The 25,499-nt window shown below is 62.2% G+C and carries 24 protein-coding genes; 12 read left to right on the plus strand and 12 right to left on the minus strand.

All coding sequences use genetic code 11. The annotated features are described in order from the left end of the window. Positions 1–22: 22 nt before the first annotated feature. The gene (locus KUV41_RS00685; RefSeq protein ID WP_206944293.1) at positions 23–1,513 is read left to right on the plus strand and encodes a CoA-acylating methylmalonate-semialdehyde dehydrogenase; all 1,491 of its coding nucleotides are present in this window, start codon (positions 23–25) and stop codon (positions 1,511–1,513) included. Between the two features lie 103 nt (positions 1,514–1,616). Here KUV41_RS00685 and KUV41_RS00690 read toward each other — a convergent pair whose 3' ends face one another. Together KUV41_RS00690 and KUV41_RS00695 are read right to left on the minus strand one after the other, a co-directional pair. After that, complete coding sequence (locus KUV41_RS00690; RefSeq protein WP_222483699.1) at positions 1,617–2,666, minus strand: DUF2235 domain-containing protein; 1,050 nt, start codon at positions 2,664–2,666, stop codon at positions 1,617–1,619. Positions 2,667–2,971: 305 nt separating this feature from the next. Then, positions 2,972–4,216, minus strand: coding sequence for an amino acid deaminase (locus KUV41_RS00695; protein ID WP_206944290.1), 1,245 nt, complete (start codon positions 4,214–4,216; stop codon positions 2,972–2,974). A 213-nt stretch (positions 4,217–4,429) separates the two neighbouring features. On the opposite strand from KUV41_RS00695, the gene KUV41_RS00700 reads away from it, so the two are divergent. The 4 genes from KUV41_RS00700 to KUV41_RS00715 all read left to right on the plus strand — a co-directional run bounded on the left by KUV41_RS00700 (position 4,430) and on the right by KUV41_RS00715 (position 8,885). After that, a complete protein-coding gene (locus KUV41_RS00700; protein ID WP_206944288.1) occupies positions 4,430–5,293 on the plus strand; it encodes a MurR/RpiR family transcriptional regulator in 864 nt (287 codons plus the stop codon). A 1-nt stretch (position 5,294) separates the two neighbouring features. After that, positions 5,295–6,755, plus strand: coding sequence for an N-acyl-D-amino-acid deacylase family protein (locus tag KUV41_RS00705; protein ID WP_222483700.1), 1,461 nt, complete (start codon positions 5,295–5,297; stop codon positions 6,753–6,755). Positions 6,756–6,823: 68 nt separating this feature from the next. Continuing rightward, positions 6,824–7,216 carry a RidA family protein gene (locus KUV41_RS00710; RefSeq protein ID WP_206944283.1) on the plus strand — a complete coding sequence of 131 codons (393 nt, stop codon included), beginning with the start codon at positions 6,824–6,826 and terminating at the stop codon, positions 7,214–7,216. A 181-nt stretch (positions 7,217–7,397) separates the two neighbouring features. After that, positions 7,398–8,885, plus strand: a complete 1,488-nt coding sequence (locus KUV41_RS00715) for a sodium:solute symporter (RefSeq protein WP_222483702.1) — start codon at positions 7,398–7,400, stop codon at positions 8,883–8,885. A gap of 118 nt (positions 8,886–9,003) precedes the next feature. Here the strand turns inward: KUV41_RS00715 and KUV41_RS00720 are convergent, their stop codons facing one another. Continuing rightward, on the minus strand, positions 9,004–9,609 hold the full coding sequence (locus KUV41_RS00720; RefSeq protein WP_222483704.1) for a cytochrome b: 606 nt from the start codon (positions 9,607–9,609) through the stop codon (positions 9,004–9,006). A gap of 124 nt (positions 9,610–9,733) precedes the next feature. Between KUV41_RS00720 and KUV41_RS00725 the strand changes: the two genes are divergently transcribed. After that, positions 9,734–10,123, plus strand: a complete 390-nt coding sequence (locus KUV41_RS00725; protein ID WP_222483708.1) for an MAPEG family protein — start codon at positions 9,734–9,736, stop codon at positions 10,121–10,123. A gap of 61 nt (positions 10,124–10,184) precedes the next feature. Here KUV41_RS00725 and KUV41_RS00730 read toward each other — a convergent pair whose 3' ends face one another. Continuing rightward, positions 10,185–10,757 (minus strand): NADPH-dependent FMN reductase, encoded by a 573-nt coding sequence (locus KUV41_RS00730; RefSeq protein WP_261395873.1) that lies wholly within the window; start codon positions 10,755–10,757, stop codon positions 10,185–10,187. Between the two features lie 135 nt (positions 10,758–10,892). On the opposite strand from KUV41_RS00730, the gene KUV41_RS00735 reads away from it, so the two are divergent. Next, positions 10,893–11,210, plus strand: coding sequence for a hypothetical protein (locus tag KUV41_RS00735; protein WP_224852162.1), 318 nt, complete (start codon positions 10,893–10,895; stop codon positions 11,208–11,210). Between the two features lie 680 nt (positions 11,211–11,890). Here KUV41_RS00735 and KUV41_RS00740 read toward each other — a convergent pair. The 3 genes from KUV41_RS00740 to KUV41_RS00750 form a co-directional block, all read right to left on the minus strand. Next, entirely contained in the window at positions 11,891–12,829 is a 939-nt protein-coding gene (locus tag KUV41_RS00740; protein WP_222164367.1) for a pirin family protein, read from the minus strand. 102 nt (positions 12,830–12,931) lie between these two features. Then, the gene (ycaC, locus tag KUV41_RS00745; protein WP_222483711.1) at positions 12,932–13,558 is read right to left on the minus strand and encodes an isochorismate family cysteine hydrolase YcaC; all 627 of its coding nucleotides are present in this window, start codon (positions 13,556–13,558) and stop codon (positions 12,932–12,934) included. 111 nt (positions 13,559–13,669) lie between these two features. Next, the gene (locus KUV41_RS00750; RefSeq protein ID WP_222239333.1) at positions 13,670–14,539 is read right to left on the minus strand and encodes a pirin family protein; all 870 of its coding nucleotides are present in this window, start codon (positions 14,537–14,539) and stop codon (positions 13,670–13,672) included. Between the two features lie 245 nt (positions 14,540–14,784). Between KUV41_RS00750 and KUV41_RS00755 the strand changes: the two genes are divergently transcribed. Continuing rightward, positions 14,785–15,720, plus strand: a complete 936-nt coding sequence (locus KUV41_RS00755; protein WP_222483712.1) for a LysR substrate-binding domain-containing protein — start codon at positions 14,785–14,787, stop codon at positions 15,718–15,720. Between the two features lie 58 nt (positions 15,721–15,778). Here the strand turns inward: KUV41_RS00755 and KUV41_RS00760 are convergent, their stop codons facing one another. Further along, on the minus strand, positions 15,779–17,263 hold the full coding sequence (locus KUV41_RS00760) for an alanine/glycine:cation symporter family protein (protein ID WP_206944270.1): 1,485 nt from the start codon (positions 17,261–17,263) through the stop codon (positions 15,779–15,781). A 369-nt stretch (positions 17,264–17,632) separates the two neighbouring features. On the opposite strand from KUV41_RS00760, the gene gloA reads away from it, so the two are divergent. Continuing rightward, positions 17,633–18,175, plus strand: coding sequence for a lactoylglutathione lyase (gene gloA, locus KUV41_RS00765; RefSeq protein WP_222483713.1), 543 nt, complete (start codon positions 17,633–17,635; stop codon positions 18,173–18,175). Between the two features lie 205 nt (positions 18,176–18,380). Here gloA and KUV41_RS00770 read toward each other — a convergent pair whose 3' ends face one another. From KUV41_RS00770 to KUV41_RS00780, 3 genes are all read right to left on the minus strand, one after another. Then, on the minus strand, positions 18,381–19,286 hold the full coding sequence (locus KUV41_RS00770; protein ID WP_222483714.1) for a complex I NDUFA9 subunit family protein: 906 nt from the start codon (positions 19,284–19,286) through the stop codon (positions 18,381–18,383). Further along, the gene (locus tag KUV41_RS00775) at positions 19,279–19,950 is read right to left on the minus strand and encodes a DsbA family protein (protein ID WP_222483715.1); all 672 of its coding nucleotides are present in this window, start codon (positions 19,948–19,950) and stop codon (positions 19,279–19,281) included. Before KUV41_RS00775 ends, KUV41_RS00770 begins: the two co-directional genes overlap by 8 nt. A 258-nt stretch (positions 19,951–20,208) precedes the next feature. Next, complete coding sequence (locus KUV41_RS00780; RefSeq protein WP_224852161.1) at positions 20,209–20,694, minus strand: Lrp/AsnC family transcriptional regulator; 486 nt, start codon at positions 20,692–20,694, stop codon at positions 20,209–20,211. Between the two features lie 163 nt (positions 20,695–20,857). Here KUV41_RS00780 and KUV41_RS00785 point away from each other — a divergent pair, with 163 nt between their 5' ends. Further along, positions 20,858–21,781 carry a DMT family transporter gene (locus tag KUV41_RS00785; protein WP_222483716.1) on the plus strand — a complete coding sequence of 308 codons (924 nt, stop codon included), beginning with the start codon at positions 20,858–20,860 and terminating at the stop codon, positions 21,779–21,781. An 83-nt stretch (positions 21,782–21,864) separates the two neighbouring features. On the opposite strand, the gene KUV41_RS00790 is transcribed toward KUV41_RS00785, so the two are convergent. Then, entirely contained in the window at positions 21,865–22,866 is a 1,002-nt protein-coding gene (locus tag KUV41_RS00790) for an NADP-dependent oxidoreductase (RefSeq protein WP_222483717.1), read from the minus strand. A 494-nt stretch (positions 22,867–23,360) separates the two neighbouring features. Between KUV41_RS00790 and KUV41_RS00795 the strand changes: the two genes are divergently transcribed. Next, positions 23,361–24,161: a FadR/GntR family transcriptional regulator gene (locus KUV41_RS00795; RefSeq protein ID WP_206944260.1), complete on the plus strand. Its 801-nt coding sequence runs from the start codon at positions 23,361–23,363 to the stop codon at positions 24,159–24,161. Positions 24,162–24,168: 7 nt separating this feature from the next. Continuing rightward, entirely contained in the window at positions 24,169–25,209 is a 1,041-nt protein-coding gene (locus tag KUV41_RS00800) for a TRAP transporter substrate-binding protein (protein ID WP_206944258.1), read from the plus strand. The last annotated feature ends 290 nt before the right edge of the window (positions 25,210–25,499 follow it).

The raw sequence follows: 25,499 nt of genomic DNA on the forward strand, positions 1-25,499 counted from the left end.
GAAAGTCATATCGAGAGTTTTGATGAAAGACGTGAATCATTGGATCGGCGGTGAGTCACAGCCGTCCCAGCGCCATCTGGATGTCATCAACCCGGCCACCGCCGAGCCGGTCGGGCGTGTCGCCCTGGGCGACGCTGCTACCGTCGAGTGTGCCATCGAGGCGGCCCGCCGCGCCCAGCCTGCCTGGCGCGACACCCCGCCGGCCAAGCGCGCCCAGGTGATGTATCGCTTCAAGATGCTGCTGGAGCGCGACGCCGACGAGATCTGCGCGCTGGTCAGCGAAGAGCACGGCAAGGTGCTGGAAGACGCCATGGGCGAGCTCAAGCGTGGCATCGAGAACGTCGAGTACGCCTGCGGCGTGCCGGAGCTGCTGAAGGGGGAATATTCCCACAACGCGGGACCGGCCATCGACACCTGGTCGAATCATCAGCCGCTGGGCATCGTGGCCGGGATCACGCCGTTCAACTTCCCCGCCATGGTGCCGCTGTGGATGTATCCGATGGCGCTGGCCTGCGGCAACGCCTTTATCCTCAAACCCTCCGAGCAGGTGCCGTCGGCAGCCGTGAAGATGGCCGAACTGCTGGCTGAGGCTGGACTGCCGGATGGTCTGTTCAGCGTTGTCCACGGCGACCGGGAGGTGGTCGAGGCGCTGATCGATGCGCGCGATGTGAAGGCGGTGTCCTTCGTCGGATCGACCCCGGTGGCCAAGGCGATCTATCAGCGTGGCGCCGAGAACGGCAAGCGCGTGCAGGCGCTCGGTGGCGCCAAGAACCACGCCGTGGTGCTACCCGATGCCGACCTGGACAACGCCGCGAGCACCCTGATCGGGGCCGCCTACGGCAGCGCCGGTGAGCGCTGCATGGCGATCAGCGTGGCGGTGTGTGTCGGCGATGACACCGCCGATAGGTTGGTGCAACGGCTGTCCCAGCAAGCCCGTGAGCTCAAGATCGGTGCTGGCACCGAGCCTGGCCTCGACATGGGAGCCCTGGTCAATGCGGGCCATCGCGACAAGGTGGCGGGCTATATCCAGCAGGGTGTCGACGAGGGCGCCGAACTGATCGTGGATGGCCGTGAGCATCCGCTGGTGGCCGCTTCACCGGGGTACTTTCTCGGCGCTAGCCTGCTCGACCGGGTAACGCCGGAGATGAGCGTCTATCGTGACGAGATCTTCGGACCGGTGCTGTGTGTTGTCCGCGTGGCAAGCTTCGATGAGGCCATTGCGCTGATCAACGCTCATCAGTACGGCAACGGTACCTGTGTGTTTACCCGGGATGGTGAGGCAGGGCGGCGCTTCGCCGATGCCATCGAGGTGGGCATGGTCGGCATCAATGTGCCGCTGCCGGTACCGGTAGCCTTTCACAGCTTTGGCGGATGGAAAGAGTCGCTGTTTGGTGACCTTCACGCCTACGGCCCCGACGCGGTGCGCTTCTACACGCGACGCAAGGCGATTTCGCAGCGCTGGCCCAGCCAGCGCCAGAAGGAGCAGGCTCAGTTCAACTTCCCCTCGCACTGAGCTCTCGCCTAACGAGCCCCATGTCGCGGGCTCGTGAGCCAAGCGCCCACCCCATCCGGTGGGCGCTTGGCGTTTCAGAGATGCCCTGCTGGCTGACGTCGATTCAAGGGGAGCGTGAGCAGTGCGACAGGCTGGGGTGGAAGGCATTGCGTGGCCGGTAGTGTGGCAGCACCGTCTGGCGCTCGGCGACGCTGGCATGCAGGCACTCGTTACCGAAGCGTGCAAAGCCGACAGGCCTCAGGTAGCGCAGCGGGGATACCAATTGGTAGAGGTTTGACAGAAACAGGGCGTAGGAGTCGACGATGTCATCGTCACGGGGCGGCGCTCCCAACAGCGGTCGGCTGTGTGGCGCCAGTGTCAGGCCGTGGAGTGCGGCACGCGTCATCATCCAGTCAAGGCTGATATCAGAGAGTGCGCGCTGCTCGACGCCACCCCCCACATTCGAGTGAGCGCCTGGAAACCAGGCCTGTTCCAGCGTGGCGGTCGTGGTCTGCGGCGACCACAGGGTCGGCGCGAAGGCCTCGCGATGTTCGTCGATGGCCAGCGCCTGATAGGCATGACGGACCAAAGGGCTCAGCCTGGTATCGTGAAACTCGAACAGACGTCGGTTGAAGTTGGCAAAGCTCCTCAGGGGAATGCCGAGACTGCCCACCGTGTCCCACACCCCGATCATGTGAATGTCTGGCATCCAGGTATAGCGTGAGGCAAAGCGCTTGGCTTCGGCGGAGTGCGGCCCCCGTCGGCGATCGCGATAGAGCCTGTACGCCCTGCACGCCAGCTGACGGTGGGCGGGCCTCAACAGCCCCGTGGTGTGAAGCAGCCCACTAAGGCTGCGTGCCGTGTAGGCGCCCCTGCTGAAGCCGAAGAGAAACAGTCGGTCGCCCGGTCGCAGCAGGTCGATGAGTTCGACATAGGCGTCGAGCAGAATGTCGGAAAGACCTAGCCCCGTGGCTCCCGACACCAGTCGCTCGTACCAGCGGCGACCGCTACCCACGCCCCGGTAGTAGCGAGTTATCGTGCCGCCCTCGGCCATGGGGTTCTCGAGCACCGCCTGGTACAGGCGACTCACGTTGGTATTGGTATCCCCATCCTGCAGGTCCGTGTCAGGCACCTGCCAGGTGCCATCGAAAAACAACGCCACGTTCTTGGCCATCGACCTTCCTTGCTCTCGCTGGCGGCGCCCGGAAAACGCCCGGTCATCGCTGTCAGTGTACGTGCAGGTGGCGGCGTCGACCTTGCGCCAGGACTAGCAGGCGGGCGAACGGGCCTAGATTGAACGGTTGGGCATAGGAGAAACGGTGGGGAATAGGAGAAACGGCTGGGCATAGGAGAAGGGGAGGTCAGGCGTTGTTGCACCGCACGAGGGGGATATGAAGGGAGAGGAACAGATGGTGCCAGCGAGAAAGCGACGGCGGCCGTGTGGCCGCCGTCGCTACTTGGTCGCCGGATGCGCGCTGGTCAGAAACGCGTTTCCCAGGTCTCCACCACTTCCAGCTGGTCATCGACGAGATGCAGCTGACGCCACTTGTCGAAGGTCATGCAAGGATGCGACGCGCCGAAGGCCAGGACGTCACCGATACGCACGTCAGTAGCGTCGGCCGGGAGTTCGATAAAGGTATGCTGGTCCATCTGCTTGATGACCTTCCAGCCGTCTACCGACAGCGTCTGGTCGGTAGGACCGCCTTCCCGGTAGCGGCGCAGCGCTTCCGGGGCCAGGTCGAAGCCGATATCGCGCTTGCCCATCGCCACGATAGCCATGCCGGGCTCCGGCAGGGACTGCACCTGGGCAAACACCTCTAGTGCGGGCTCAAGGCCCTGGTGAAGGTCCTTGCGGCGGGACAGAACGCCGGCCTGGGCCTCGCGGTAAATACCGTGGTCATGGACGACATAGCAGCCCGGACGCAGCACTGGGGTGAACTTGCCGTCCAACCCACCGTCACGGAATTCTTCGGCGATCAGGTCATACCAGGCAGACCCTGAGGCGGTGACGATGGGCAGATCGCGCTCGATCAATCCTTCACTCGCCAGTTGCTTGACGTTGGCGATGAGCCGCTTGGCGTAGCGTCGAATCCCGGCGATGGGATCGTCACCGTGCACGACCCCTTCATAGCCTTCCAGACCGGCCAGAGCGATGCCGGGCAAGGCCTTGGCCCTGCGTGCCAGCTCGACTACCTCGGCATCGTCACGCAGGCCGCACCTTCCCCCTTCGACACCTACCTCAATCAGGATATTCAGGGTGATGCCAGCGTCACCAAAAAAAGTGCCTAATTGATCCAGGTTCTCCGCACTGTCGACGGTCACGAAGAGTTCGGCGCCTGCGCGGATCAGGTCGGCGGCGATGGCCATGTTCGCCTGGCCCACCATCTGGTTGGCCACCAGCAGCCGATTGACACCCTCGGCAAAGGCAGCGCGGCACTGTGGCAGTGTGGCCAGGGTGATGCCCCAGGCGCCGGCATCGAGCTGACGACGAAACAGCTCAGGCGTCATCGTGGTTTTGCCGTGGGGCGCAAGCTCAGCCCCGTGTTGGCGGGCAAACTGCTGCATCCAGTCCAGGTTATGTGCCAACGGACGCTGATGAATGACCGCAGCGGGTAGGCTGACATCCGCCAGCAGGCCACGACCGGTTTCCAGCGTGCCCTTGTGGGACCCCTTGGTATCCAGTGCCGCGGCGGAGCGCGCAGATGAGTGAGACGACAGTGACATGAGGATTCTCCTGAGAGCTGAGCGAAGGTCATGTTACGCCGGGCGTGGCCATTGGCAACCGATGAAAATTGACCTGACTACGACCTTTGTAGGAAATTTTCATAAAACTATGGATTGATGTTAGAAACTAACATAGCGTAAGGACAACACCGATAGCGAGCCCTTTTGATGGGCTTATTGACCTGCCATCGCGGTAACGGCTAGGAGCCTGTCATGAGTCAGCAGATCGACATCCTGTCCCGAATCACTGCCCTTGTCGGGTCGCTGAGCGACTCGGAGCGCAAGGTGGCGGAGTTGATCTTCGAGGATATCGACTTCGTGGCCGAGGCCAGCATCACCGACATCGCCAGACGCTCTGGTGTCAGTGATGCCACCGTGACCCGCTTTGCGCGATCCGTGGGCTGTGACAACGTGCGCGATCTCAAGCTGCGCCTGAATCGAGCGCTGGCGGCAGGTCGCCGCTTCATCGAGGACGCCGACCCGGCTCGGGGCCCTGCTGCGGTATACGACGTTGCCACCCAGACGCTGGCGATCAATCGCGAACTGTTGCTCGAGGCGGACATTGCCGGCGCGGTGGAGCGACTGGACCAGGCACGTCAGATCCTGGCCTTCGGCTGCGGCGGAGGCTCAAGCGTGATGTGCCAGGAGCTGCAGTTTCGGCTGATGCGCCTCGGCTATCCGGTCAGTGCCTATCCGCATGGCCTGGTCCCGCGCATGGTCGCCGCCACCTTGGATCCCGACGATGTGGTGGTCGTGCTGTCGGTGTCTGGTTACACCCCGGAGATGGTCGAGTCGGCTCAGATTGCCAGTCAATACGGAGCCCAGGTCATCGCCCTAACCGCTGTTGGTTCGCCCCTGGCCGCAGCGGCTGATGTTGTGTTGCCTATCGCCACCCGAGAAACCGATTTCATTCTTCACCCTTCGGCGTCGCGTTACGCGCTGATGGCCGCGATCGACGTACTGGCGCTGGAACTGGCCATGCGTCATCGCGACCAGGCGCGTGCCAAGCTGCGGCGATTGAAGATTGCACTGGATGACCATCGTGGCGGCGACAATCGTCAGCCACTGGGAGACTGATATGCAGCATGACCTCTTGATCCGTGGCGCCACCCTGCTGGATGGCACTGGCGCCGACCCGTTCATCGCCGATGTGGCCATCGAGGGCGACCGCATCGTGGCGCTGGGGCAGTTGGCGGGACACGAGGCTCTCGACGTCATCGAGGCGCAAGGTCTGACCCTCACGCCTGGGTTTATCGACGTTCACACCCACGATGACACCAATGTGGTGCGCACCCCTGACATGCTGCCCAAGCTAAGTCAGGGGGTGACCACCGTGGTGGTGGGCAATTGTGGCATCAGTGCCTCTCCGGTCCAGCTGGCAGGTAGCGACGTGCCGGACCCCATGAACCTGCTGGGTGAGGCCGACGACTTCGTCTATCCCACCTTTGCCGCCTATGCCCAGGCCGTCGAACAGGCGGCGCCGGCCATCAATGTCGCCGCGCTGGTGGGGCACACCAGCCTGCGCTCTCAAGTCATGCAGGACCTCGAGCGACCCGCCAGCGAGGAAGAGATTGCTGCCATGCGCGCATCTCTCGAGCAAGCCCTTGCCGAAGGAGCGATCGGGATGAGCACCGGGCTTGCCTATCGCAACGCCCGCCAGGCGCCGAGTGCCGAAGTGGCGGCATTGGTGCGTGCGGTCAGCGCTGCAGGGGGCATCTATACCACCCATCTGCGTGACGAGTTCGCCGGCCAGGCCGAGGCCATGGACGAAGCCTTCGCCACCGCTCGTGACGCCAGCGCACCCTTGGTGATCTCTCACTTGAAGTGTGCCGGCGCCGGTAACTGGGGGCAGGCACCAAGGGCGCTGTCGCAGCTGACCGATGCGGCCACCCAGCAGCGGGTGCACTGCGATTGCTACCCCTATACCGCGGGTTCGTCGACGCTGGACCTGGGCCAGGTCACGGATGAAATCGAGATCACTATCACCTGGTCGAAACCGCATCCCGAGCAGGCGCGCCGGCCACTGGCGGCGATTGCTGCCGACTGGGAGGTGTCACTGCTGGAGGCGGCCAAGCGGCTGCAGCCGGCGGGAGCGGTCTACCACAACATGTGTGAAGAGGATATGCGCCAGGTACTGGCGCACCCGCTGACCATGGTCGGCTCGGATGGCCTGCCCAATGATCCTCATCCCCACCCGCGTCTGTGGGGCGCCTTTCCCCGAGTCCTCGCCCATTACAGCCGGGACCTGGCGTTGATGCCGCCCGCCGAGGCGGTGCGCAAGATGACCGGGCTCTCCGCTGCCACCTTTGGCCTTGAAGATCGCGGAGTGATTCGCCAGGGAGCGTTCGCTGACCTGGTGTTGCTGGACCTGGAACGATTGGACGACAGCGCCACCTATGACCAACCCAAGACGCCCGCACAAGGCATTCTGCGGGTGTGGGTCAATGGCCACACGGCCTATACCGAGGGCAGGGCCTCGAACGAACGTAACGGACGCATGTTGCGTCGAAGCGTGCGCCTGGAGGCGACGCCATTGTAGCGAGCGCTTCGCCAAGGAACGCTCAACATATCAAGAGTTTGCATCTCTACCTGACAGGAGAGTGAAAGATGAGCATCAAGCGTTATGGCGCCGAGGGAGGCGTAGGCACCGGTGGACAGAAACTGCCGTTCTCCCGGGCCGTCGAGGCGGGGGGCTGGCTCAAGGTGTCTGGCCAGACACCCATGACCGACGGTGAAGTGGTGGAAGGCGGCATCATCGAGCAGAGCCGACTGGCCTTCGAGAATGCACTGACCATCGCCCGGGAGGCGGGGTACGACATCGAACACGTGGTGCACGTGACCGCGGTGCTGACCGATGCCCGCTACTTCCAGTCGTTCAACAAGGTCTTTGCGGAGTACTTCAAGGATCACCCGCCGGCACGTATCTGCAGCGTTCAGGACCTGGTAGTGGACTGCAAGGTCGAGGTCGACCTGACGTGCTATCGCGCTGACCGGGCCTGAATAAGGAAGGGGATCAGGGGATAACCAGGGGCGAGCGGCAACTCGTCCTGGGCAGGATGCCCGCATCGCAGTGAAGGAGGGCGCCGGGTCCCGGCAAGGACCCGACGCCAGGCTCAGCAAACGCTTACGTTCACTGTCTCGATCGCGGCAACGACCGAGACGACAAGTATAAGAGGTCTGTATGAACAGTCATCTTTTCCTTGCTACCTTTTGTATCTACATCGTCCTGATGATTGGCTTTGGCTGGTGGATGTCGCGCAATGATCGCGGTTCCGGCGATGATTTTCTTCTTGGCGGGCGCAGTGTCCCGCTGTTTCTGACCATCGGCACCACCGTCGCCACCATGGTGGGTACCGGCTCCAGCATGGGAGCCGTAGGCTTTGGCTACGCCAACGGATGGGGCGGGGCGCTGTATGGCCTCGGCGGCTCCATCGGCGTGTTGCTGTTGGCGCTGTGTTTCTCCGGGGTGCGGCGCTACCGCTTCATGACCATGAGTGAAGAGCTGTCGTTCTATGTGGGCGCCAACCGCCTGGTGCGCAATGTGGTGGCCCTGTTTATCTATATCGCCTGTATCGGCTGGCTGGGTGCCCATATCCTTGGCGGCGGTCTGTATCTTGCCTGGATGGCTGACATCCCGGTGTGGCAGGCCAAGCTCATCGTGGCCCTGGGGTTTGGCATCTACTGTGTCATCGGTGGCTATATGGCGGTGGTGTGGACCGACACCGTCCAGGCGATCGTGCTGTTCGTCGGCTTCTTCCTGATGGCGGCGGTGGCCGTGGTAGAGGTAGGAGGCTTCGCCGAGATGACCGCCTCGATGGATGCCGCTGCCACCAGCTTCCTGGCGATCGAAAAGGTTGGCCTGGTACCGGCGCTGTCACTGGTGGCGGTCATCGCGGTAGGGGTGCTGTCGACTCCGTCCTTCCGTCAGCGGATCTACTCCGGTGCTTCCGTGGGATCGGTGCGTCGCTCCTTCCTGGTGACCGGCTGCCTGTACATGTTGTTTTCCATCGTCCCGGCGATCATCGGCATGTCGACCTATGCGCTGAACCCTGGCCTTGAAAACAGCAACTTTGCGTTCCCTTACCTGGCCACCGAAGTGCTGCCGCTGTGGCTGGGCCTGCTGCTGCTCGTCGCGGGCCTCTCGGCCACCATGTCCAGCGCCAGCAGCGATGCCATCGCCGGTGTCACCACCTTGATTCGTGACCTCTACGTGCTGGTCAAGGGTCGTGCTCCTTCGGCCAACAGCGTGGTCTGGCTGTCCCGTGTCGGTCTGGTGTTCACGATCAGCCTGGCGCTGGCCTTCGCCCTGACCTCCGATAACGTGATCGCCTACATCACCAAGATGGTGGCCACGGTACTGGCGGGCATGTTCGTCTGCGGGATTCTGGGACGTTTCTGGTCTCGCTATACCTGGCAGGGGGCGATCGCTTCCCTGGCAACTGCCTCGATAACGTCACTGGTGGTGATCAGCCATAGTGGCTGGAACCTGTACTGGGGCAATCCGAGTATCCCGGCAGTGGGAATGGCAATCCTGGTGGGTATCGTGGTGAGTCTGTTCACCCCAGCATCCGAGCTGACCGAGGATCAGGCGCTGGAGCTGATCACCCAGGAACGTGAGCGTATGGAAGCCGTACCCGAGGTGCCACTGCGCAAGGGGGCCAAGGCCTGATCGAGTAAGGCACTCATGAGGATTCCAGGGCCCCGCGTCATGCATGTGATGCGGGGCTCTGGTGATGGAACCGCGTAAAGCGCGGCCCGCCTCCGATACTCTACCTCGAGTGCACGACTTATGCCTTCAGCGTCCACATGTTCCTGAGGACATCATCCTTGAGTACCCAGTGATGGAAAAGGGCACCCGCGATATGGCCGCCCAGCAGCACCGGCAGCAGCAGATCGGCGCCCCAGTCCTTGTGAAAACGAGCGAAAGGATCCATCAGGCTGATCAGCGGTTGGGCCAGTGCATCCGACAGCCAGTCAGCCACCGGCAGGCGTTGAAACGAAGGCAGTGTCCACTGACCCAGCACCTTGAGGTCGAAGCCGGTGCCGACATAGGCCGCGACTGGCAGCGCCAGCAGTAACGCGAGCAGACCTCGGTGAGCGAGGCGAGTCACCCGGGGCAGGCCCTGGGGGGCAGGTCGAGGCAGCCACAGGTGCGCCATCAACAGGCCAAGCGACAGCGCTACGCTTAACAGTCCCAGATTGATGTGGGCCACCAGCAGATACCAGTTGGCGGCTTCCAGTTGGGTGGTCGCCCACTTGCGCCCGTAGGCGCTCAGGTAAAGAAGGCCGATGGTCAGTGCCAGCAAGGCGTGCAGGGCACGACTGGTCAGGGCGTGGCGGGCAGGGTGGACATCGGGTACGTGGGGGACGTCGCGGTCTCGGCTTGCGGGCATGGAGGAAACCTCTTGGGCTCGGTAAGCCAGGCATCAGGCAAGTACCGCCATGCTGACGCCTGTCCCTTCGCCTGTCAGCCATTGCCTGTGCCATGCTGAGGAAGATTCGCCCTCGGAGCCTGCCATGTCGATCTTTCTCGTCACCCTGTTTATCGCTTCCTTGCTGCCGATCCTGCTGGCCTGGATCGGTGCCGCCTGCCGCGTGCGCCAGTTCGGCCATCTCGATAACCGTCATCCGCGGGCCCAGCAGGCCGCCATGGAAGGGATTGGCGCGCGCCTGCATGCGGCCCAGTCCAACGCCTGGGAGGCATTGATCGTCTATTTGAGCACGGCCGTGGTCGCCATGGGCGCTGGCGCCGATCTGCACAGCCTCGACATGCCTGCGCTGGTCTTTCTTGCCTCGCGCCTGCTGCATCCCATCGCCTATGCCTTCGACTGGCAATGGATCCGCTCTGGTGTGTTTGCCATCGGCATGCTGGCATGCCTTGTCATCATGATCGGGGCGCTGTGGTAGGCGCCCCGATACGTGCCTCTTGCCTGGGTCGCCGTCGGTGGTCAGACGGCCCTCACTGGCGCTATGTCAAACTATCCACCAGTCGCTGACAGATACCGTCCAGGGCCTTGGCCTTGCCTTCGTCTGCCAGACTACCGTCTTCCTGGAAGGCCTCACCGGCACCGCCGACGGCGAGCTGGTCGGGCAGGACGGTCACGCCGATGTTGCTCAGCAGCTGGCGCAGTAGAGGCAGGGCACGCAGTCCGCCGAGCCCGCCGGGTGAGGCGCCCACGATGGCGGCCACCTTGTGCTGATAGGGTTCGAGCGCGCCCAGGTCTCCATCAGGCCGAGACACCCAGTCGATGGTGTTCTTCAACAGAGGCGTGATGAAGCCATTGTATTCAGGAGAGGCGATGGCAAGGCCTTGGTGGTCCATGATCATGCGCTTCAGGCGGCTGGCGTGCTCTGGCAGTCCCTCTTGCTCCTCCAGATCACCGTCGTAGAGAGGCATGGGAAAATCTGCCAGGTCAACAAAGGTGGCGTCGCCCCCACAGGCATCGATACGCTGTGCCATCAGTTTTGCCAGACGCTTGTTATAGGAGTTCTTGCGAGCGCTGCCCGCGAAGACCAGGATACGTGGACGTTGGTGGCTCATGACGTGTTCCTCCATGTCAGGTTGATGCGCTAGGGCAGTCGTCAGGGCGTTGAGATGGGGTGCAAGCACAGACGCGAACCCGCTGCTCCGTCATCATGCAATGTACACTACGTTGAAGGCACACGGAGGCTGCCCATGAAGTATCCCAAGACCCCGGATGGTCGTTACTTTGTCGCCAAGAATCGGTTGTGGCGCTGCACCGATCCAAGCCTTGATGAGGCGTTTCGACAGCGCCACGTCAAGGCGTTGATGGCAGCTCGTCGAGCGGTGAAGGATGCCAGGCAGAGTGAGGACGAGGCTGCCTTGAAGGCTGCCCGGGCACAGGTTCAGGCCGCCAAGGAGGCACTCGGCGAGCGCGGCCCCGTGTGGTGGGACGATGGAGCCGAGGATGAATCCGGCAAGGCGCCGCACAACAGCAGCTACGCCGACTGGTGGGCGAGTCGCAGCCCCTGACACGGCAGATCATTGCCATGGCAATGGCAGGGCTTCCCTTCGTTTGTCCACGGAAAGTGCAGGGCTTCCCTCAGCTAGTCCATGGCAATGGCGGGGCTTCCAGGCGCGGGCCCTGCCACTGAGGTATGGTGCCAAAGCGGGGGCTTTCGGCTTCCCAGTCCCGCTGGGCCTCGATAATCGCTTTACGCGAGTGCCCAGTGATAAAAGGACCACATGATGGTTCCTCTGGTTCCTCTGGTTCCTCTGGTTCCTCTGGTTCCTCTGGGGCCTCGCTCCTTCCCTCAGCTGGCTCTGGGTCTCAGCTGGTCCATGGCAAAGGCGGGGCTTCCAGGCGCGGTCCCTGCCACTGAGGTATGGTGCCAAAGCGGGGACTTTCGGCCTCCCAGTCCCGCTGGGCCTCGATAATCGCTTTGCGCGAGTGCCCAGTGATAAAAGGACCACATGATGGTTCCTCTGGGTCTCGCTCCTTCCCTCAGCTGGTTCTGGGTCTCAGCTGGTCCAGGGCAAGGGCGGGGCTTCCAGGCGCTGTCCCTGCCACTGCGGTATGGTGCCAAAGCGGGGGCTTTCGGCCTCCCAGTCCCGCTGGGCCTCGATAATCGCTTTGCGCGAGTGCCCAGTGATAAAAGGACCACATGATGGCGCCTCTTGGTTTCGCTCCTTCCCTCAGCTGGTTCTGGGTCTCAGCTGGTCCATGGCAAAGGCGGGGCTTCCAGGCGCGGGCCCTGCCACTGAGGTATGGTGCCAAAGCGGGGGCTTTCGGCTTCCCAGTCCCGCTGGGCCTCGATAATCGCTTTGCGCGAGTGCCCGACAAAGTTCCACCACATGACAATCTCATCCTCGAGCGGCTCGCCGCCAATCAACAGCATGCGGCTGCCAGGCGACAGGGTGACGTCGACAGCGTTGCGGCCGCGACCCAGGTAGGCCAGCTCATCCACCTTGAAGGATTCTCCGTCCAGGGTCAGGTCACCCTCCAGCACCAGCACCCCGTATTCGAATGCTGCCTGAAGCGGCAGTGTCAGCTGGGCGGAGCGCTCGGCCTGAAGATCAACGCCTACCAGCGGAGAGAAGCTCAGGGTGGGTGCGTCATGCCCACCGTAGTGGCCAACCAGAAGAGTGAAGTGAACATCCTCCTGGGACCAGCGGGGCAGGTCGGCGTAGTGGTCGAAGCGAGGCGCCGTGTCAGCGTGTTCAAGAGGCAGCGCGATCCACAGTTGGGCGGCATGCAGCTCGTCACTGTCCTCGAGGCTCTCTTCGGTATGGCTGATGCCATGGCCCGCGGTCATCAGATTGACCTCGCCAGGCCGGATGACCTGATCACTGCCTAGGCTGTCGCGATGATGTACCTCACCTGACAGCATCCAGGTGAAGGTCTGCAAGCTGGTATGGGGATGAGGGCCGACTCGCATGCCCTCACCCTCGCGCAGGATACTGGGGCCCGCGTGATCGAGAAAACACCAGGCGCCGATGGTGCGTCGGTGTCGAGTAGGCAGCACGCGATGGATTGGCAGCCCACCGACAGCGGCCTCTCGCGAGCCAATACGCTGAATCTGATAACGTCCGTCGATGACCGGACAATCCCGTGAGGACGAAGGGCGGCGGGGTGTTTCGTGCAGGCTCATGGGCGGTTAGCTCCTGATACAGACCGAGCCCGAAACGCTCGGGCTCGGTCTGTTGCTAAGGATTTGGTGTAGAGAATGTGTTGGGTGGTTGACTCGTCATGCTCAGGAGTCTTGGCTTTGTTGTTCGTAGCTTTGCATCAGGTTGGAGTAGGCCGGCAGGTGTGATGCCAGCAGGCCACCGAAACCCTCGATGTCATTGCGCCAATCTCGGTGGAGCTCACCGCCCACGGCGAACCAGGTCATGAGTTGAGCACCGGCCTGACTCATTCGATCCCAGGCGGCGTCGCGTGTGACCTGATTGAAGGTGCCGGACGCATCGGTGACGACAAAGACGTCATACCCCGCCTCAATGGCCGAGAGAACGGGAAAGGCGACGCATACTTCGGTCACTACACCCGCTATCAACAACTGTTTGCAGCCAGTCTTTTCGATAGCGGCGACAAAGTCGTCGTTGTCCCAAGCATTAATCTGGCCAGGGCGCGCAATGTATGGCGCGTCGGGAAACATCTCCTTCAACTCAGGTACCATTGGACCATTGGGACCGTCTTCGAAGCTGGTGGTAAGGATGGTGGGTAATTGAAAGAACTTCGCGATATCCGCGAGTGCCAGTACATTGTTCTTGAAGGCATCGGTATCGAAGTCGCGCACCAGCGACAATAGTCCGGCTTGATGGTCGACAAGCAAGACAGCCACGTCGTTCTTGTCGAGTCGAACATAGGGGCGTGTCATAGAAATCTCCGGTCGTCAGGGCCCTTCCTTGGGAGATAGGCTCCGGCACTCCGCCTGGAGCGATAGGTCCCGACCAAGTTTGGCATCGGGATTTGCGAAAGTGACGCGGGCTCAATGAGGGAGGTGGCCGAACTCACCGCGCTGAAAAGCAGCGATTGAGTCTTGAATCTCTTCTTCGGTACTCATCACGAAGGGGCCGTGACCCACTACGGGCTCGTCGAGGGGCTCGCCGGTAAGCACCAGGAGCCGAACAGCGGTATTGGCAGCCAATGCAACGTCTTGACCCTCTCTGGATAGCTCAACAACGTTCCCGCTGCGGACCACTTGATCGCGCTGGACCAGCAGCGTGCCTTCGAGTGCTACCAGAAGGCTAGTGTGCCCATTCGGGAGTGACAAGGAGGTCTCGGCGCCTTCGGCCAACACCACCTCCCAAGCATTTACAGGAGTGAAGGTCTGGGCGGGCCCGGTGATTCCGGCGTAGCGGCCTGCGACTACCTTGACGTAGCCGCTATCGCCTGCCAACGGTACCTTCGGAATATGCTCGCTGGTCAGGCCCTGATAGCGCGCCGGTGTACTTTTATGCCGTGAGGGCAAGTTGACCCACAATTGCAGCATGTCCAGCTCGCCGCCCGTCTGGCTGAAGGCATCAGAATGATACTCCTCATGCAGAATGCCGTTACCTGCTGTCATCCACTGCACATCTCCGGGGCCTATTGTGCCGCCTCCCCCTGAGGAGTCTCTGTGGCTCACCTCCCCCTTATGGACGAAAGTGACCGTTTCGAAGCCTCGGTGGGGATGAATGCCGACGCCGCGCCGGTGCTGCCCAGGAGCGAAATGATGAGGGCCTGCATGGTCTAGCAGCAGGAACGGGCTGATTCGCTCCGCGCCGAGTCGGTCGTAGCTCAGTAGTGAGGACACCGGGAAGCCGTCACCAACCCAATGGCGACGCGGTGCAGAGTGAACGCCGAGGATGTTCTTCATGGGAGTCTCCTGGTGCCGAGGGTCTCAAGCGACCCCGATATCTCTTATCCTATAAGTAGAACGAAGATGCTGGTAGTTGGTGTTTTTCGGACTGATTGTTCTATTTTTGAGACAGTGGATGGTGAGTGGTGAAAGGCTTCTGATGCGGCCTGTAAGAGGACGTGACGGAAGGGAGCACGATTGTTGCCGATAAACCGGACGGTGAGTCAGCCTATGTGGCGTCCCGTCTCAACAAGAGCGTCGCGATGCAGGATCTCAATGACTTCTACTACTTCGTTCAGGTCGTCGACCACCAAGGGTTTGCGTCTGCTGGCCGCGCACTGGGTGTGCCGAAGTCGCGCCTGAGCCGCCGCATCGCCGAACTTGAAGCCCGGCTTGAGGTGCGCTTGATCCAACGTTCGACCCGCCAGTTTGCCGTGACAGAGCTTGGGCAGTCGTTCTATCAGCACTGTCAGGCCATGCTTTGGCAAGCAGAAGCCGCAGTAGAAGTCGTCGAACGGCATCAATCAGAGCCCCGTGGCCGAATACGGATTAGCTGTCCGCCCAGTCTGTTGACAAGCCTGTTTACTCCGATCCTGTCTGCGTTTATGAAGCAATACCCTTTGATAGCACTCGACGTAGTGGCGACCAGTCGGCGGGTCGATATTGTTCGTGAAGGTTTCGACCTGGCTATTCGTGTGCGCTATCCACCGTTGGAAGACAGTGATCTTGTGATGCGACGATTATGTGCCAGCCCACAGTTGCTGCTGGCTGCTCCTGTTCTTCTAGAGCGCATGGGTAAGCCGAAGATTCCGCAGGACCTCAGTGACTGGCCGAGCCTGGATTTCGAGGAGCCTGAGCGGCGACATGTCTGGCGGCTTGATGGCCCCGGCGGCATGGAGCGTATGGTAGAACACCGGCCGCGCCTGGTGTCTGACGATGTGGGGCTGTTAGTCAGGTCCGCAGTGGATGGACTTGGAGTGGCGCGATTGCCTTTGGTCGCGGCGGGTAGAGAACTGGAAAGGGGCCATCTCGTGGACGTGCTGCCTGGCTGGACGCCGCGCTCTGGATTGATTCACGCTGTCTACGCCAGTCGTCGTGGACAGCTACCCTCTGTTCGAACGCTTCTGGCGTTTCTCGATAATGCTCTGGATGAGACCGACACTGACTCGCGCAAGGGCTGGTACGCCATCAGGGACTGAAACGACAACGCCACGGCGAACCGTGGCGTTGAGGGTCAAGCGGGGGCATTCATCAGGATCAAGCGTCGGTCCTGGTGGTGCCTTCGGTCTGGCCGGATGTTCCAGGCCAGGCGCTGCGGTCGACCTTGCCCTTGAGCTTCGGGAACTGGTCGGGGTCGAAGGTGGGCTCCTTGCCCGCCTTGAGCTGTCGCTCGTAGTCACGGAACAGCGCGAAGGCCAGGGGCGACAGCAGCAGGATCGCGATCAGGTTGATCAGTGCCATCATGCCCATGGACAGGTCGGCAAAGCCCCAGATGGTCTTCAGCTGCGCCACCGAGCCAATCATGATCATGGCCAGCACCGCCAGCCGATAGATGAATACCGCGCCGGCAGAACGGCGCTTGCCGGCCAGGTATTCGATGTTGGACTCGCCGTAGGAGTAGTTGGCGATCAGTGACGTGAAGGCGAACAGGAGAATGGCGATCGCCACGAACATGCCGCCCCAGCTACCTACGTGCTCGGTCAGCGCCGTCTGGGTCAATTGGATGCCGTTGGGGGCATCGCCACTTTGCAGGGCCGGCTCTGCCAGAATGATCACTGCCGCTGTCGCGGTGCAGATTACCAGCGTGTCGAAGAATACCCCCAGCATCTGGATAAAGCCCTGAGCCGCTGGATGGTTGGGTCGTGTGCTGGCGGTCGCTGCCACGTTGGGGGCTGAGCCCATACCGGCCTCGTTGGAGAACAGGCCGCGCTTGATGCCTTGCATCATGGCCTGGGCCACGGCGTAGCCCACGGCACCGCCTGCGGCTTCTTCAAGACCAAAGGCGCTATTGAAGATCAGGGCGATGGCGCCAGGAAGCTCCTCGATGTTCAACGCCACGACCACCAGCGCCAGAATCAGGTACAGCACCGCCATGACCGGCACGATCAGCTCTGCCACCTTGGCGATGGAGCGCAGACCACCGAAGATGATCGGCGCTACCGCCACCAGCAGGGCAACGCCCACCACCCAGGTCGGAATCGAGAAGGCCTGCTCCATGGCTTGGGCAATAGAGTTGGCCTGGACACTGTTGAAGGCGAGACCAAAGGCGATGATCAGACAGATGGAGAAGGCAACCGCCATCCAGCGTTGGCCGAGGCCTCGCTCGATGTACCGGGCAGGGCCGCCACGGAAGGTCTTGTCGCCGTGGTCGACCTTATAGGCCTGAGCCAGGGCAGACTCGACAAAGCTGGTAGCCATGCCCACCAGAGCGGTCATCCACATCCAGAAGATGGCGCCGGGGCCGCCCAGGTAGATGGCCACGGCGACACCCGCCAGGTTGCCGGTGCCCACACGGGCGGCAAGGCTGGTCGACAGCGCCTGAAACGAGGAAATGCCTTCGCCGCCGTCACGTGATCCCTTGAGCAGGGAGAACATATGGCCGAAGAAGCGAAATTGAATACCGCGGGTCATCACGGTGAAATAGAGGCCAGCGCCGATCAGAAGGTAGACCAGCAGCTTGCCCCAGATCAGGCCGTTTCCAGCAGAAACGACGCTGTTGAACCAGGTGGCGATGGAGTCCATGTCAAAGCGTTCCATTGGTAGGAATTCGGTGGCCATTTTTCACGAAATGGTAGGGATGACAAGGCGTGTGGCGAAAAGATTGAGTTATCGCGTTGATTTGTGGATATGTTATTAGACTTTGGTAGTATTTTTGCGCCTGATGCAGCACTTGGCGCGTTAGTAGACAGGTCGCTGGCCTGTCGAGCGCATGCTCAGAGACAAAAGTGCTGCGCACCGCGCACGCTGGAGGATGTCGTGCGCTAAGGATGATTACCCTTAGTCAGGCCTGCTGATGGGTCATCGTTGGCGTGGCGCCAACATCTGAACGCATCGATGGTGAACACGTCGAAACTGTTGATGCATTCCTCGAGCTCACTGAAGGAGATACCCATGAAGGATACCCCCCAAGGCGAACAGCATCCGGGCGTTGAAGCGGCACCGGCGGCCACCCGTGGGTTTCGTCTTAACCACAGCATGCTGAGGGTCAAGGACCCGAAAGTATCGCTCGCCTTTTATTCCCGCGTGTTTGGCATGAGCGTGCTGAGGCGCCTGGATTTCGAGGAGATGCAGTTCTCGCTGTATTTCCTCGCTAACCTGGATGCCCAGGATGAGGTGCCTAAAGATGTGGCGGCTCGCACTACCTGGACCTTCCAGCAGCGCGGGTTGCTGGAGTTCACGCACAACTGGGGCACTGAGGAGCAGGAAGGACGTATCTACCACGATGGCAACGCCGAACCGCAGGGTTTTGGTCACATCTGTTTTGCAGTGCCGGATCTGCACGCCGCGGTGGCCTGGTTTGATGAAAATGACGTCGAATTCATCAAGCGCCCCGAACAGGGCAAGATGAAGGACGTGGTCTTCGTCAAGGATCCGGACGGTTACTGGATCGAGGTGGTCCAGCCAGACCTGATGTCACAGGTGGGCAAAGGCTGAAGGCGCTTGGCCCGTATCACGGGCTAAGGAAACACTGCATAAAGGCCTGCGCCGCCGATTCATTGCGTGACGCGCTGCTCGAACTCTCAGCGATACCGCATAGGCTCCGGGTTCCGCGCTGCGGGCGCCTGGTGCCTCATGCCACTTGGCTGATGTAGTCAGCACTTCCCTAGCGGGACGAGCCAGCCGACGTATTGACGCTCATCTAGCGCGGCAGGCAGTGCACCAGGCTGTCACGCAGGCTGCGCGGATGAAGGCCCAGGTCTTCGAAGGTACCTACACCGCGTGACACCAAGTTGTCCTGCTGGATCAGCCACAGCATGTCACGGGTGAGCGGGGCAGACGGCAGGGCCTTCATGGTCGTGGCCAGGACATGCCATAGCCACATCGGCGTCGTCAGCAGGGTGGGGTCCCTATCCAGATGGCGGGCGATTAGCGTGACGAGGTCGCGATAGCGCAAGGCGTCAGGTCCGCCCAGCTCATACAGCGCACGCGGCAGATCCGGACGGGTGGCCAGGCGTCCCAGCGCACTGCCGAGATCGCCCACGTGAAGGGGCTGCAGGCGCACCTCTCCGGTGCCGAAGAGCGGGACGACCGGCAGCCGAACCAGGCGCGCCAGCGTGGCCGTCAGACCGGCCTGTGGGCCATACAGCACACTGGGCCTGACGATGACGGCCCGTGGGACCTCTTCCATCACCGCCTGCTCGCCCAGGGCCCGGGCGCGTACATAAGGCGAGGGTGCGTCTGTCCGCGCTCCGATACCGGAAATCAACAGATAGCGGTCGACGCCGGCGGCCCTGGCCGCTCTGGCCAGCGCTGCGGCGCCTTCTACGTGGACCTTCTCGAAGTCCCCGCGGCGACGTTCCTGGTAGAGGCTGACGGCATTGATCACCGCGCTGGCGCCCTCCAGTACCGGCGCCAGACTGTCGGGGTCTTGCAGGTCTGCCGCCATGGCTTCCACCGGGTCGCCGGGTTCGACCATGTCAGGTAGCCGGGGACGCCTCGCCACCACCCTCACCGCGTGTCCACTGAAATAGAGTTCACGCACAGCGGCAGCCCCGACAAACCCTGTTCCTCCGAGGACGACGACGGGGCGTGTTCTGTCACTCATGGCCAGCGCCACTGTCGTTGCGCTGGAGTGCGTCACGCAGCCGCTCCACCGCCAGAAACAGCTGCCGCCTTGGCTGAGCCCCTGACAGAATGCCGGCATGCTCGCCGTGGATCAGGAAGCGCAGGGCAGGCACGCCGGCGATCCCCAGTGCTTGTCCCTCCTCACGAGACTCGCGGACGGCCTGACGATCTTCTTCATTGGCAAGGCTTGCCACCAGCGCGTCGCCATCGAGTCCCTGGTGACGAACGAGGTCTGCCAGTGCGGCAGGGTCGGAGAGATCCAGGCTGCGTTCGAAAAAGCCACTGAACAAGGCCTTCCTTAACGAGGCTACCTGCTGTGCCGAGGCGTGTCGTTCAGCCCAGGCCAGGGTCTCGAGCGCAAGGCGTGAGCGAGGCTGGATATCCGGCTGGCGCATGCTGAGTCCACGTTCGCGCGCCATGGGCAGCACAGCGTCACGCCACAGTTCGTTCAAGTAGTCGCCATGGGGATCCAAGGGCGGCTCAGGCTCTGGCCTCAGTTCGAATGGACGCCAGTGGATGTGGATGTCATCGCCGAACCGTTGCTCCAAGGCCTCAAGCTCCGGCAGCTCCAGATAGCAAAATGGGCAGCGCAGGTCGCTGAAGACCTCGAGCGTCAGGCGTGGGGGAGTGGGCGATGTCGGCATTCAACTCTCCTGAGTGGCAATACGTGGGACCGGATGGCGACGGAGTCGCCTCTAGCTTGACGACTGATGACGTCGAAGTGAAGCGCCGGCGACAGGCAGGCTCGATGCTGACGAAGGTGCCCAGGCCCTGCTCCCGTGCGAGGCGATGCCGGGCGGATGCGGCCGTGGCCCGGACCCAGCTCGAGAGTCGCCAGTACAAAGCCTCTGATGCAACGCTCTTTGAGCAAAGCCCTTGAGCAAAGCCCCGGGAGTCAGGCGCTAGGCGTCGTCGGATGGGCGAGCGTCGCGAAGATCCAGGGCGCCGGCGCGCTTGACGGCCCGGATGGCAAAGCTCGAGTCCACGGTATTGACCATGGGCAGGGTCTGCAGCTGTCGCACCCAGCGTTCGTAACCTTTCAGGTCGGCGCTGACAATCTGCAGCAGATAGTCGAAGGCACCGGACACGGTGTGGCACTCGATGACTTCGGGCATCTCTGCCACGGCGGCTTCGAAGGCTTCCACGAGGGCATCTTGATGGCGGCTGAGCTTGACGTGGACGAACACCGTCAGCCCCAGCCCCAGGCGTTCGCGGTCCAGCTCAGCGCGGTAGCGCTGGATCAGCCGCTGTTGCTCCAGCCGGCGGATGCGCCTGGCGCAGGGGGATGGGGACAGACCCACCCGCTCGGCCAGCTCGTGGCTGGTGAGTCGCGCATCCTGCTGCAGCAGAGCGAGTAGATGGCGATCGATACGGTCCAGTTTTTTCAAGGAATTGGCTCAAACTTGCCATGAATTTCGAAATATTGGCACGTACTGCCAATGTGGGTCCAGCGGCGGAGTGTCTTTGCCTGCATTCCCCCGAGCATTGCCGGCAGACTGGCCTTAGCAGGGTGCTTATACCGCTACCCCACAACCCTCTCGGAGTCCTGTCATGTCGTCTTCTCTGACCCAGGTGGCGCCGCTTGTCGCCTCTCCCCGGCGCGCCCTGTCGGGAGTCGCCGCTGCGCTGGGCGCGGTGCTGATCTGGTCCTGTTACTTCCTCTCGCTGCGCCAAGGGGCACTGTCACCACTGGGAACCCTCGACCTGACCCTGTTTCGCTACGCCGTGCCTGGCCTTGTGCTGCTGCCGTTGGCGTTGCGTCGGCGACAGCGTCTGTTGGCGGTCAACCCGGTGTGGCTGGTCGGCATGATGGCAGGCGCCGGCATTCCCTTCTTTCTGTTGGGGGCGGTGGGGATGGGACTGGCGCCGGTGGCCCACGGCAGTACCCTGATACCCGGGGCGGCGCCGCTGTTCGTCAGTACCTTAGCGGTGTGGGTCTTCGCCCAGCCGCTGTCGCGGGGGCGTGCCGCCGGGTTGGTCGCCATCGCAATGGGTATTGCCTGTCTGCTGGCGTCCTCGGGCCAGGGCTCGCAGTCCCTGCTGCTGGGGCAGGGCATGTTCTTGCTGTCCAGCGTGATGTGGGCGGTGTTCACCCTCAGCGTGCGTCAGAGTGGCCTGTCGGCGCTCGAGGCTACGGCGGTGGTCACGGTGCCCAGTGGATCGATCATTGCGCTGACGGTGGTCGGCCTCGAGGTGAGCGGGGTGGGGGGCTTGACGCTACACCTGGTGTCAGCCCAGGAGTGGCTGGGGCAGTTGGTGGTCCAGGGCATCCTGGTGGGGCTGGGATCTGGCCTGCTGATGGGCATCGCGATTCGACGGCTGGGCGCTGAGGCGACCTCGGCACTAGGGTCGCTGACCCCGGTGGTTGCCACGGCGCTGGCCTGGTGGGCGCTGGACGAGACGATCGGTGGGATCACCGCGGTGGGGATGTTGATGGTGGTGTTCGGCGTGATGATCGCCAGCCGTGGCCGTTGATGGCAGCCTTGTCATTGGCGTCAGCGCTGAACCACAGACACCGCCCGTAGGCGGTGTCTGCGTCAATTGACTTCAGCGCTTCCTTAGCTCAAGCGCACCAGCATCTTGCCGCTGTTGGCGCCCTTGAACAGATCGAGGAAGGCCTCCGGGGTCGCTTCCAGCCCTTCACGCACGGTTTCCTGATAGTCGATATCGCCAGCGGCGACCTGGGGACCCACCTCGGCGAGAAAGGCCGGATAGTTGTCCCAGTGCTCGAACACGATAAAGCCCTGCATGCTGGCGCGACGAATCAGGATCATGGCCAGGTTGGCGGGACCAGGAGCCGGCCCTTCATCATTGTAGCGAGAGATCATGCCGCAGACGGCAATGCGTGCGCCGACGTTGAGATTGTTCAGGGCTGCCTCGAGGCAGACGCCGCCGACGTTCTCGTAGTACACATCGAAGCCGCCTGGGCAGGCCTTGGCCAGGTCATCGCTGAGTGTGGCAGCGTCCTTGTCGCGGTAGTCAACCGCGACAATGCCCTGGGACTCGAGCCAATCGCGTTTCTTCTGGCTGCCGGCAAGTCCGACAACGGTGCCGCCCTTGGCCTTGGCCAGTTGTACCGCCAGTGAGCCCACGGCGCCGCTGGCAGCGCTGACCAGGACGTTGTCGCCTTCCTGCATATGCGCAATCGCATTGAGGCCTGTCCAGGCGGTCATGCCAGGCATGCCGAGAACGCCAAGGTAGGCTTGCTCGGGGACGTCAAGATCGGGAAGGGCGGTGACGGTGTCCGCTGATAGCTGTGCTACATCACGCCAGCCGCCCATGTGGGTGACCCGATCACCCACCTTGAAGCGGTCATCGCGGGATTCGATGATTTCACCTACCGCGGCGCCCTCGAGGGGGGCATTGAGGGCGAAGGGATCGATGTACGTCTTGACGCCGCTCATGCGGCCTCGCATGTAGGGGTCAACTGACAGCCAATGATTGCGAATGCGTACCTCGCCATCCTGCAGCGCCGGCAGTTCCTGCTGATTCAGAACAAAGACGTCCGGGCTGGGAGTGCCAGTAGGGTATTCGCTAATGCTGTAGTAGTTGGATTGCATCGATGCCTCCTTTGCTATGGGTAATCGCGTCCTGTCTCGTTCGCTGGATAAGGTGTCGCTGCTGGTCCTGCCTGCCGGGACGTTGCGTCCTGTAGCCAGAGGGCATTGCCCAGTGGATCGGACGACACCTCAGACACCGCTGAGGACACGCCTTTGCTGAGGACGCGGCGTGGCCAATGGACTCAGCGCCTTGCTTGTGCGTCCAGAATAGACCAGTCGGTCGAAGTCGTAAAGAGCTGCTTAGAAGGTAGGAAAAAGCCTCAGGCCATGGAGGTCTACTCTGTGCGACTGTGCTGAACGGAAGAGGTTCCTTGAGCAGGGGCGAGCGCGCTACTTGAGCAGGGGCGAGCGCGCTAAAAGCGATCGTTATCGAACTAAAGTCTAAAGGCATCGATGTGCATTTTTAGCGAAGCTATGTCCGACATAACTCCACCAAGCGTCAGACACATGGAATAGCAGGTCTGACTCTGCATTCCCTTGTTCGGATGACCCTCATGGCAGCAGCCTCAACTCCCTTGCGTCGCGCGCGCCCGGACATCGCAGATGCCCTGGCCGAGGCGATCTTTGCCGGTGAGTACATGCCGGGCGAGTTCCTGCCCAGAGAAGTGGACCTGTGCGAGCGTTTCGCGGTGAGTCGTTCGACGGTGAGAAGTGCCCTGCAGGTACTGGTCGCCGCTGGCATGATCACTCGAATTTCTGGTCAAGGGTCGCGGGTGCAGCCCCTTGGAGGCTGGCACCTGCTCGATCCCAGGGTCAGCGGCTGGCTGGCGCGTTTCGCCCATCCTAACCCGGTGATCCAGCGCGAGGTGTTTGCCTTTCGCGTAGCCGTCGAGCCTTTCGTCGCCCGACTGGCCGCCGAGCACGCCACCGCCGCCGACCTGCTGGCCATCGAAACCGCCTATCAAGGCATGATCGAAGCGCTGGCCAGCGATGATCTACGCTTTCAGGGCAAGACCCACGACGAGTACGACGTGGCGTTTCACGAGGCCATCTTCACCGCATCGCATAACTTGGTGTGGGCGCAGATCAGCCACGTTCTCAAGCCTGCCATTGCGCTGCTGGTGGAGCGATCCAACCACAGCGCGGACAGGCTCAATGACAGCATGGATCGTCATCGCAAGGTGATGGAGGCGATTCGGCTGAGACAGCCCCGCGAAGCGGCCCGTGCGGCGCTCGCGGTACTGGAGCGCACTGGGCAGGACCTTGGACTGGAAGAGGTCACCAAGGCCTCATCGACGCTCGAGACAACCTTTGACGCTCCCGAACTATCTGCAACATGCCGACAAGAAGGATGAGATTCCCATGATGGCAAGCACCAAGCTCAAGACCCCTAGCGCCAAGCTCAAGCTGTTGAGTGCAGCGATTCTGGCATCCATGGCCGCTTCTGCTCAGGCTGCCGAGTATGAGTGGACCTTCCAGACCTCCGAAACGGCCGGCGAGCCTCAGTTCGAGATGAAGAAGGCCTGGGCCGACAACGTTTCGACGATGTCCAATGGCCGCATCGCCATCGAAATTCTGCCGGTCAATGCCGTGGTTCAGGCCAACCAGACCCTGCAGGCGGTGCAGTCCGGCATCCTTCAGGGGCACCTGACCGATCCCAGCTACTTCACGGGTCAGAACCCGGCCTTCGGCATGATCGGCAACCTGGTGGGCGCCTGGAGCGACCCCTATGACTTCCTCGACTACATGAACAATGCCGGTGGCGAGGAGCTCTACAACAAGCTGGTCGAACCCTATGGTCTGCACCTGATCGGCGCTGCTGCCACCGGGCTGGAGTCGCTGCCTTCGACCAAGCCGGTGCGCTCCATCGAGGACATGCAGGGCCTCAAGCTGCGCGCTCCGGAAGGCATGGTGTACAACATCTTTGAAGCCGCTGGTGCCACACCGGTCAACCTGCCGGGCTCTGAGGTCTATACCGGCCTCGAGAAGGGTGTGATCGACGCTGCTGACTACACCGTGTTTGCCACCAACCAGGCACAGGGTCTGCACGAGTTTGCTCCTTACCCGCTGTATCCGGGCTTCCACTCCCTGCCGATGGTCGCGGTCTCACTGAACAAGGATGTCTGGGACAGCCTGCCGGACGACCTCAAGACCATCCTCGAGACGTCCGTTGATGCCCTGGCGTATGAGATGGTCGCCGAACTCAAGACGCGTGACCTCGAAGCCGTGCGCGAAGCGCGCCAGAACCCGGATATCGAGATCATCGACCTGCCGGCGGAAGAGCGCGTAGCGTTCCGTAACATCGCCAAGCAGGAGTGGGAGAACTGGGCCGAGAAGAACGAGATCACCCAGGAATTCTACGAGTCCGTGGTGGCCTACCTGGAAAACCACAACCTGCTGTAAGCCCAAGGTCACAGGGTAACGCGTCAGCCGTGCTGACTGTCGCCTGGTGTGCAGCGACACGGCATATCGCATAAGGGTGTATCGCGTTACCTGCCAGTACCTGAACGTTCAGGGCGGTGCCTCGGCACCGCCCCCTCATTTCCGGATCGTGCCCTGGCGCGATCCTCAAGACGTCGAGGAAGTCCCATGACAGACCTGCCGGGACAGGACGCCGACAAGGCGCCCGAACGCGCACCCGACGTGGTGCGCAGCCGCTTTGACCAGGGCGTGGTCAAGGTCGCTCAGCTGGC

The sequence above is a fragment of the Halomonas sp. DP8Y7-1 genome (assembly GCF_019801685.1).
In the GTDB taxonomy this organism is placed as follows: domain Bacteria; phylum Pseudomonadota; class Gammaproteobacteria; order Pseudomonadales; family Halomonadaceae; genus Halomonas; species Halomonas litopenaei_A.

What these genes read in the sequence shown, in the direction of transcription:
- KUV41_RS00685 (WP_206944293.1), top strand. Translation starts at nt 23, where the DNA reads ATGAAAGACGTGAATCATTGGATCGGCGGTGAGTCACAGCCGTCCCAG.
- KUV41_RS00690 (WP_222483699.1), bottom strand. Translation starts at nt 2,666, where the DNA reads ATGGCCAAGAACGTGGCGTTGTTTTTCGATGGCACCTGGCAGGTGCCT.
- KUV41_RS00695 (WP_206944290.1), bottom strand. Translation starts at nt 4,216, where the DNA reads ATGTCACTGTCGTCTCACTCATCTGCGCGCTCCGCCGCGGCACTGGAT.
- KUV41_RS00700 (WP_206944288.1), top strand. Translation starts at nt 4,430, where the DNA reads ATGAGTCAGCAGATCGACATCCTGTCCCGAATCACTGCCCTTGTCGGG.
- KUV41_RS00705 (WP_222483700.1), top strand. Translation starts at nt 5,295, where the DNA reads ATGCAGCATGACCTCTTGATCCGTGGCGCCACCCTGCTGGATGGCACT.
- KUV41_RS00710 (WP_206944283.1), top strand. Translation starts at nt 6,824, where the DNA reads ATGAGCATCAAGCGTTATGGCGCCGAGGGAGGCGTAGGCACCGGTGGA.
- KUV41_RS00715 (WP_222483702.1), top strand. Translation starts at nt 7,398, where the DNA reads ATGAACAGTCATCTTTTCCTTGCTACCTTTTGTATCTACATCGTCCTG.
- KUV41_RS00720 (WP_222483704.1), bottom strand. Translation starts at nt 9,609, where the DNA reads ATGCCCGCAAGCCGAGACCGCGACGTCCCCCACGTACCCGATGTCCAC.
- KUV41_RS00725 (WP_222483708.1), top strand. Translation starts at nt 9,734, where the DNA reads ATGTCGATCTTTCTCGTCACCCTGTTTATCGCTTCCTTGCTGCCGATC.
- KUV41_RS00730 (WP_261395873.1), bottom strand. Translation starts at nt 10,757, where the DNA reads ATGAGCCACCAACGTCCACGTATCCTGGTCTTCGCGGGCAGCGCTCGC.
- KUV41_RS00735 (WP_224852162.1), top strand. Translation starts at nt 10,893, where the DNA reads ATGAAGTATCCCAAGACCCCGGATGGTCGTTACTTTGTCGCCAAGAAT.
- KUV41_RS00740 (WP_222164367.1), bottom strand. Translation starts at nt 12,829, where the DNA reads ATGAGCCTGCACGAAACACCCCGCCGCCCTTCGTCCTCACGGGATTGT.
- ycaC (WP_222483711.1), bottom strand. Translation starts at nt 13,558, where the DNA reads ATGACACGCCCCTATGTTCGACTCGACAAGAACGACGTGGCTGTCTTG.
- KUV41_RS00750 (WP_222239333.1), bottom strand. Translation starts at nt 14,539, where the DNA reads ATGAAGAACATCCTCGGCGTTCACTCTGCACCGCGTCGCCATTGGGTT.
- KUV41_RS00755 (WP_222483712.1), top strand. Translation starts at nt 14,785, where the DNA reads ATGCAGGATCTCAATGACTTCTACTACTTCGTTCAGGTCGTCGACCAC.
- KUV41_RS00760 (WP_206944270.1), bottom strand. Translation starts at nt 17,263, where the DNA reads ATGGACTCCATCGCCACCTGGTTCAACAGCGTCGTTTCTGCTGGAAAC.
- gloA (WP_222483713.1), top strand. Translation starts at nt 17,633, where the DNA reads ATGAAGGATACCCCCCAAGGCGAACAGCATCCGGGCGTTGAAGCGGCA.
- KUV41_RS00770 (WP_222483714.1), bottom strand. Translation starts at nt 19,286, where the DNA reads ATGAGTGACAGAACACGCCCCGTCGTCGTCCTCGGAGGAACAGGGTTT.
- KUV41_RS00775 (WP_222483715.1), bottom strand. Translation starts at nt 19,950, where the DNA reads ATGCCGACATCGCCCACTCCCCCACGCCTGACGCTCGAGGTCTTCAGC.
- KUV41_RS00785 (WP_222483716.1), top strand. Translation starts at nt 20,858, where the DNA reads ATGTCGTCTTCTCTGACCCAGGTGGCGCCGCTTGTCGCCTCTCCCCGG.
- KUV41_RS00790 (WP_222483717.1), bottom strand. Translation starts at nt 22,866, where the DNA reads ATGCAATCCAACTACTACAGCATTAGCGAATACCCTACTGGCACTCCC.
- KUV41_RS00795 (WP_206944260.1), top strand. Translation starts at nt 23,361, where the DNA reads ATGGCAGCAGCCTCAACTCCCTTGCGTCGCGCGCGCCCGGACATCGCA.
- KUV41_RS00800 (WP_206944258.1), top strand. Translation starts at nt 24,169, where the DNA reads ATGATGGCAAGCACCAAGCTCAAGACCCCTAGCGCCAAGCTCAAGCTG.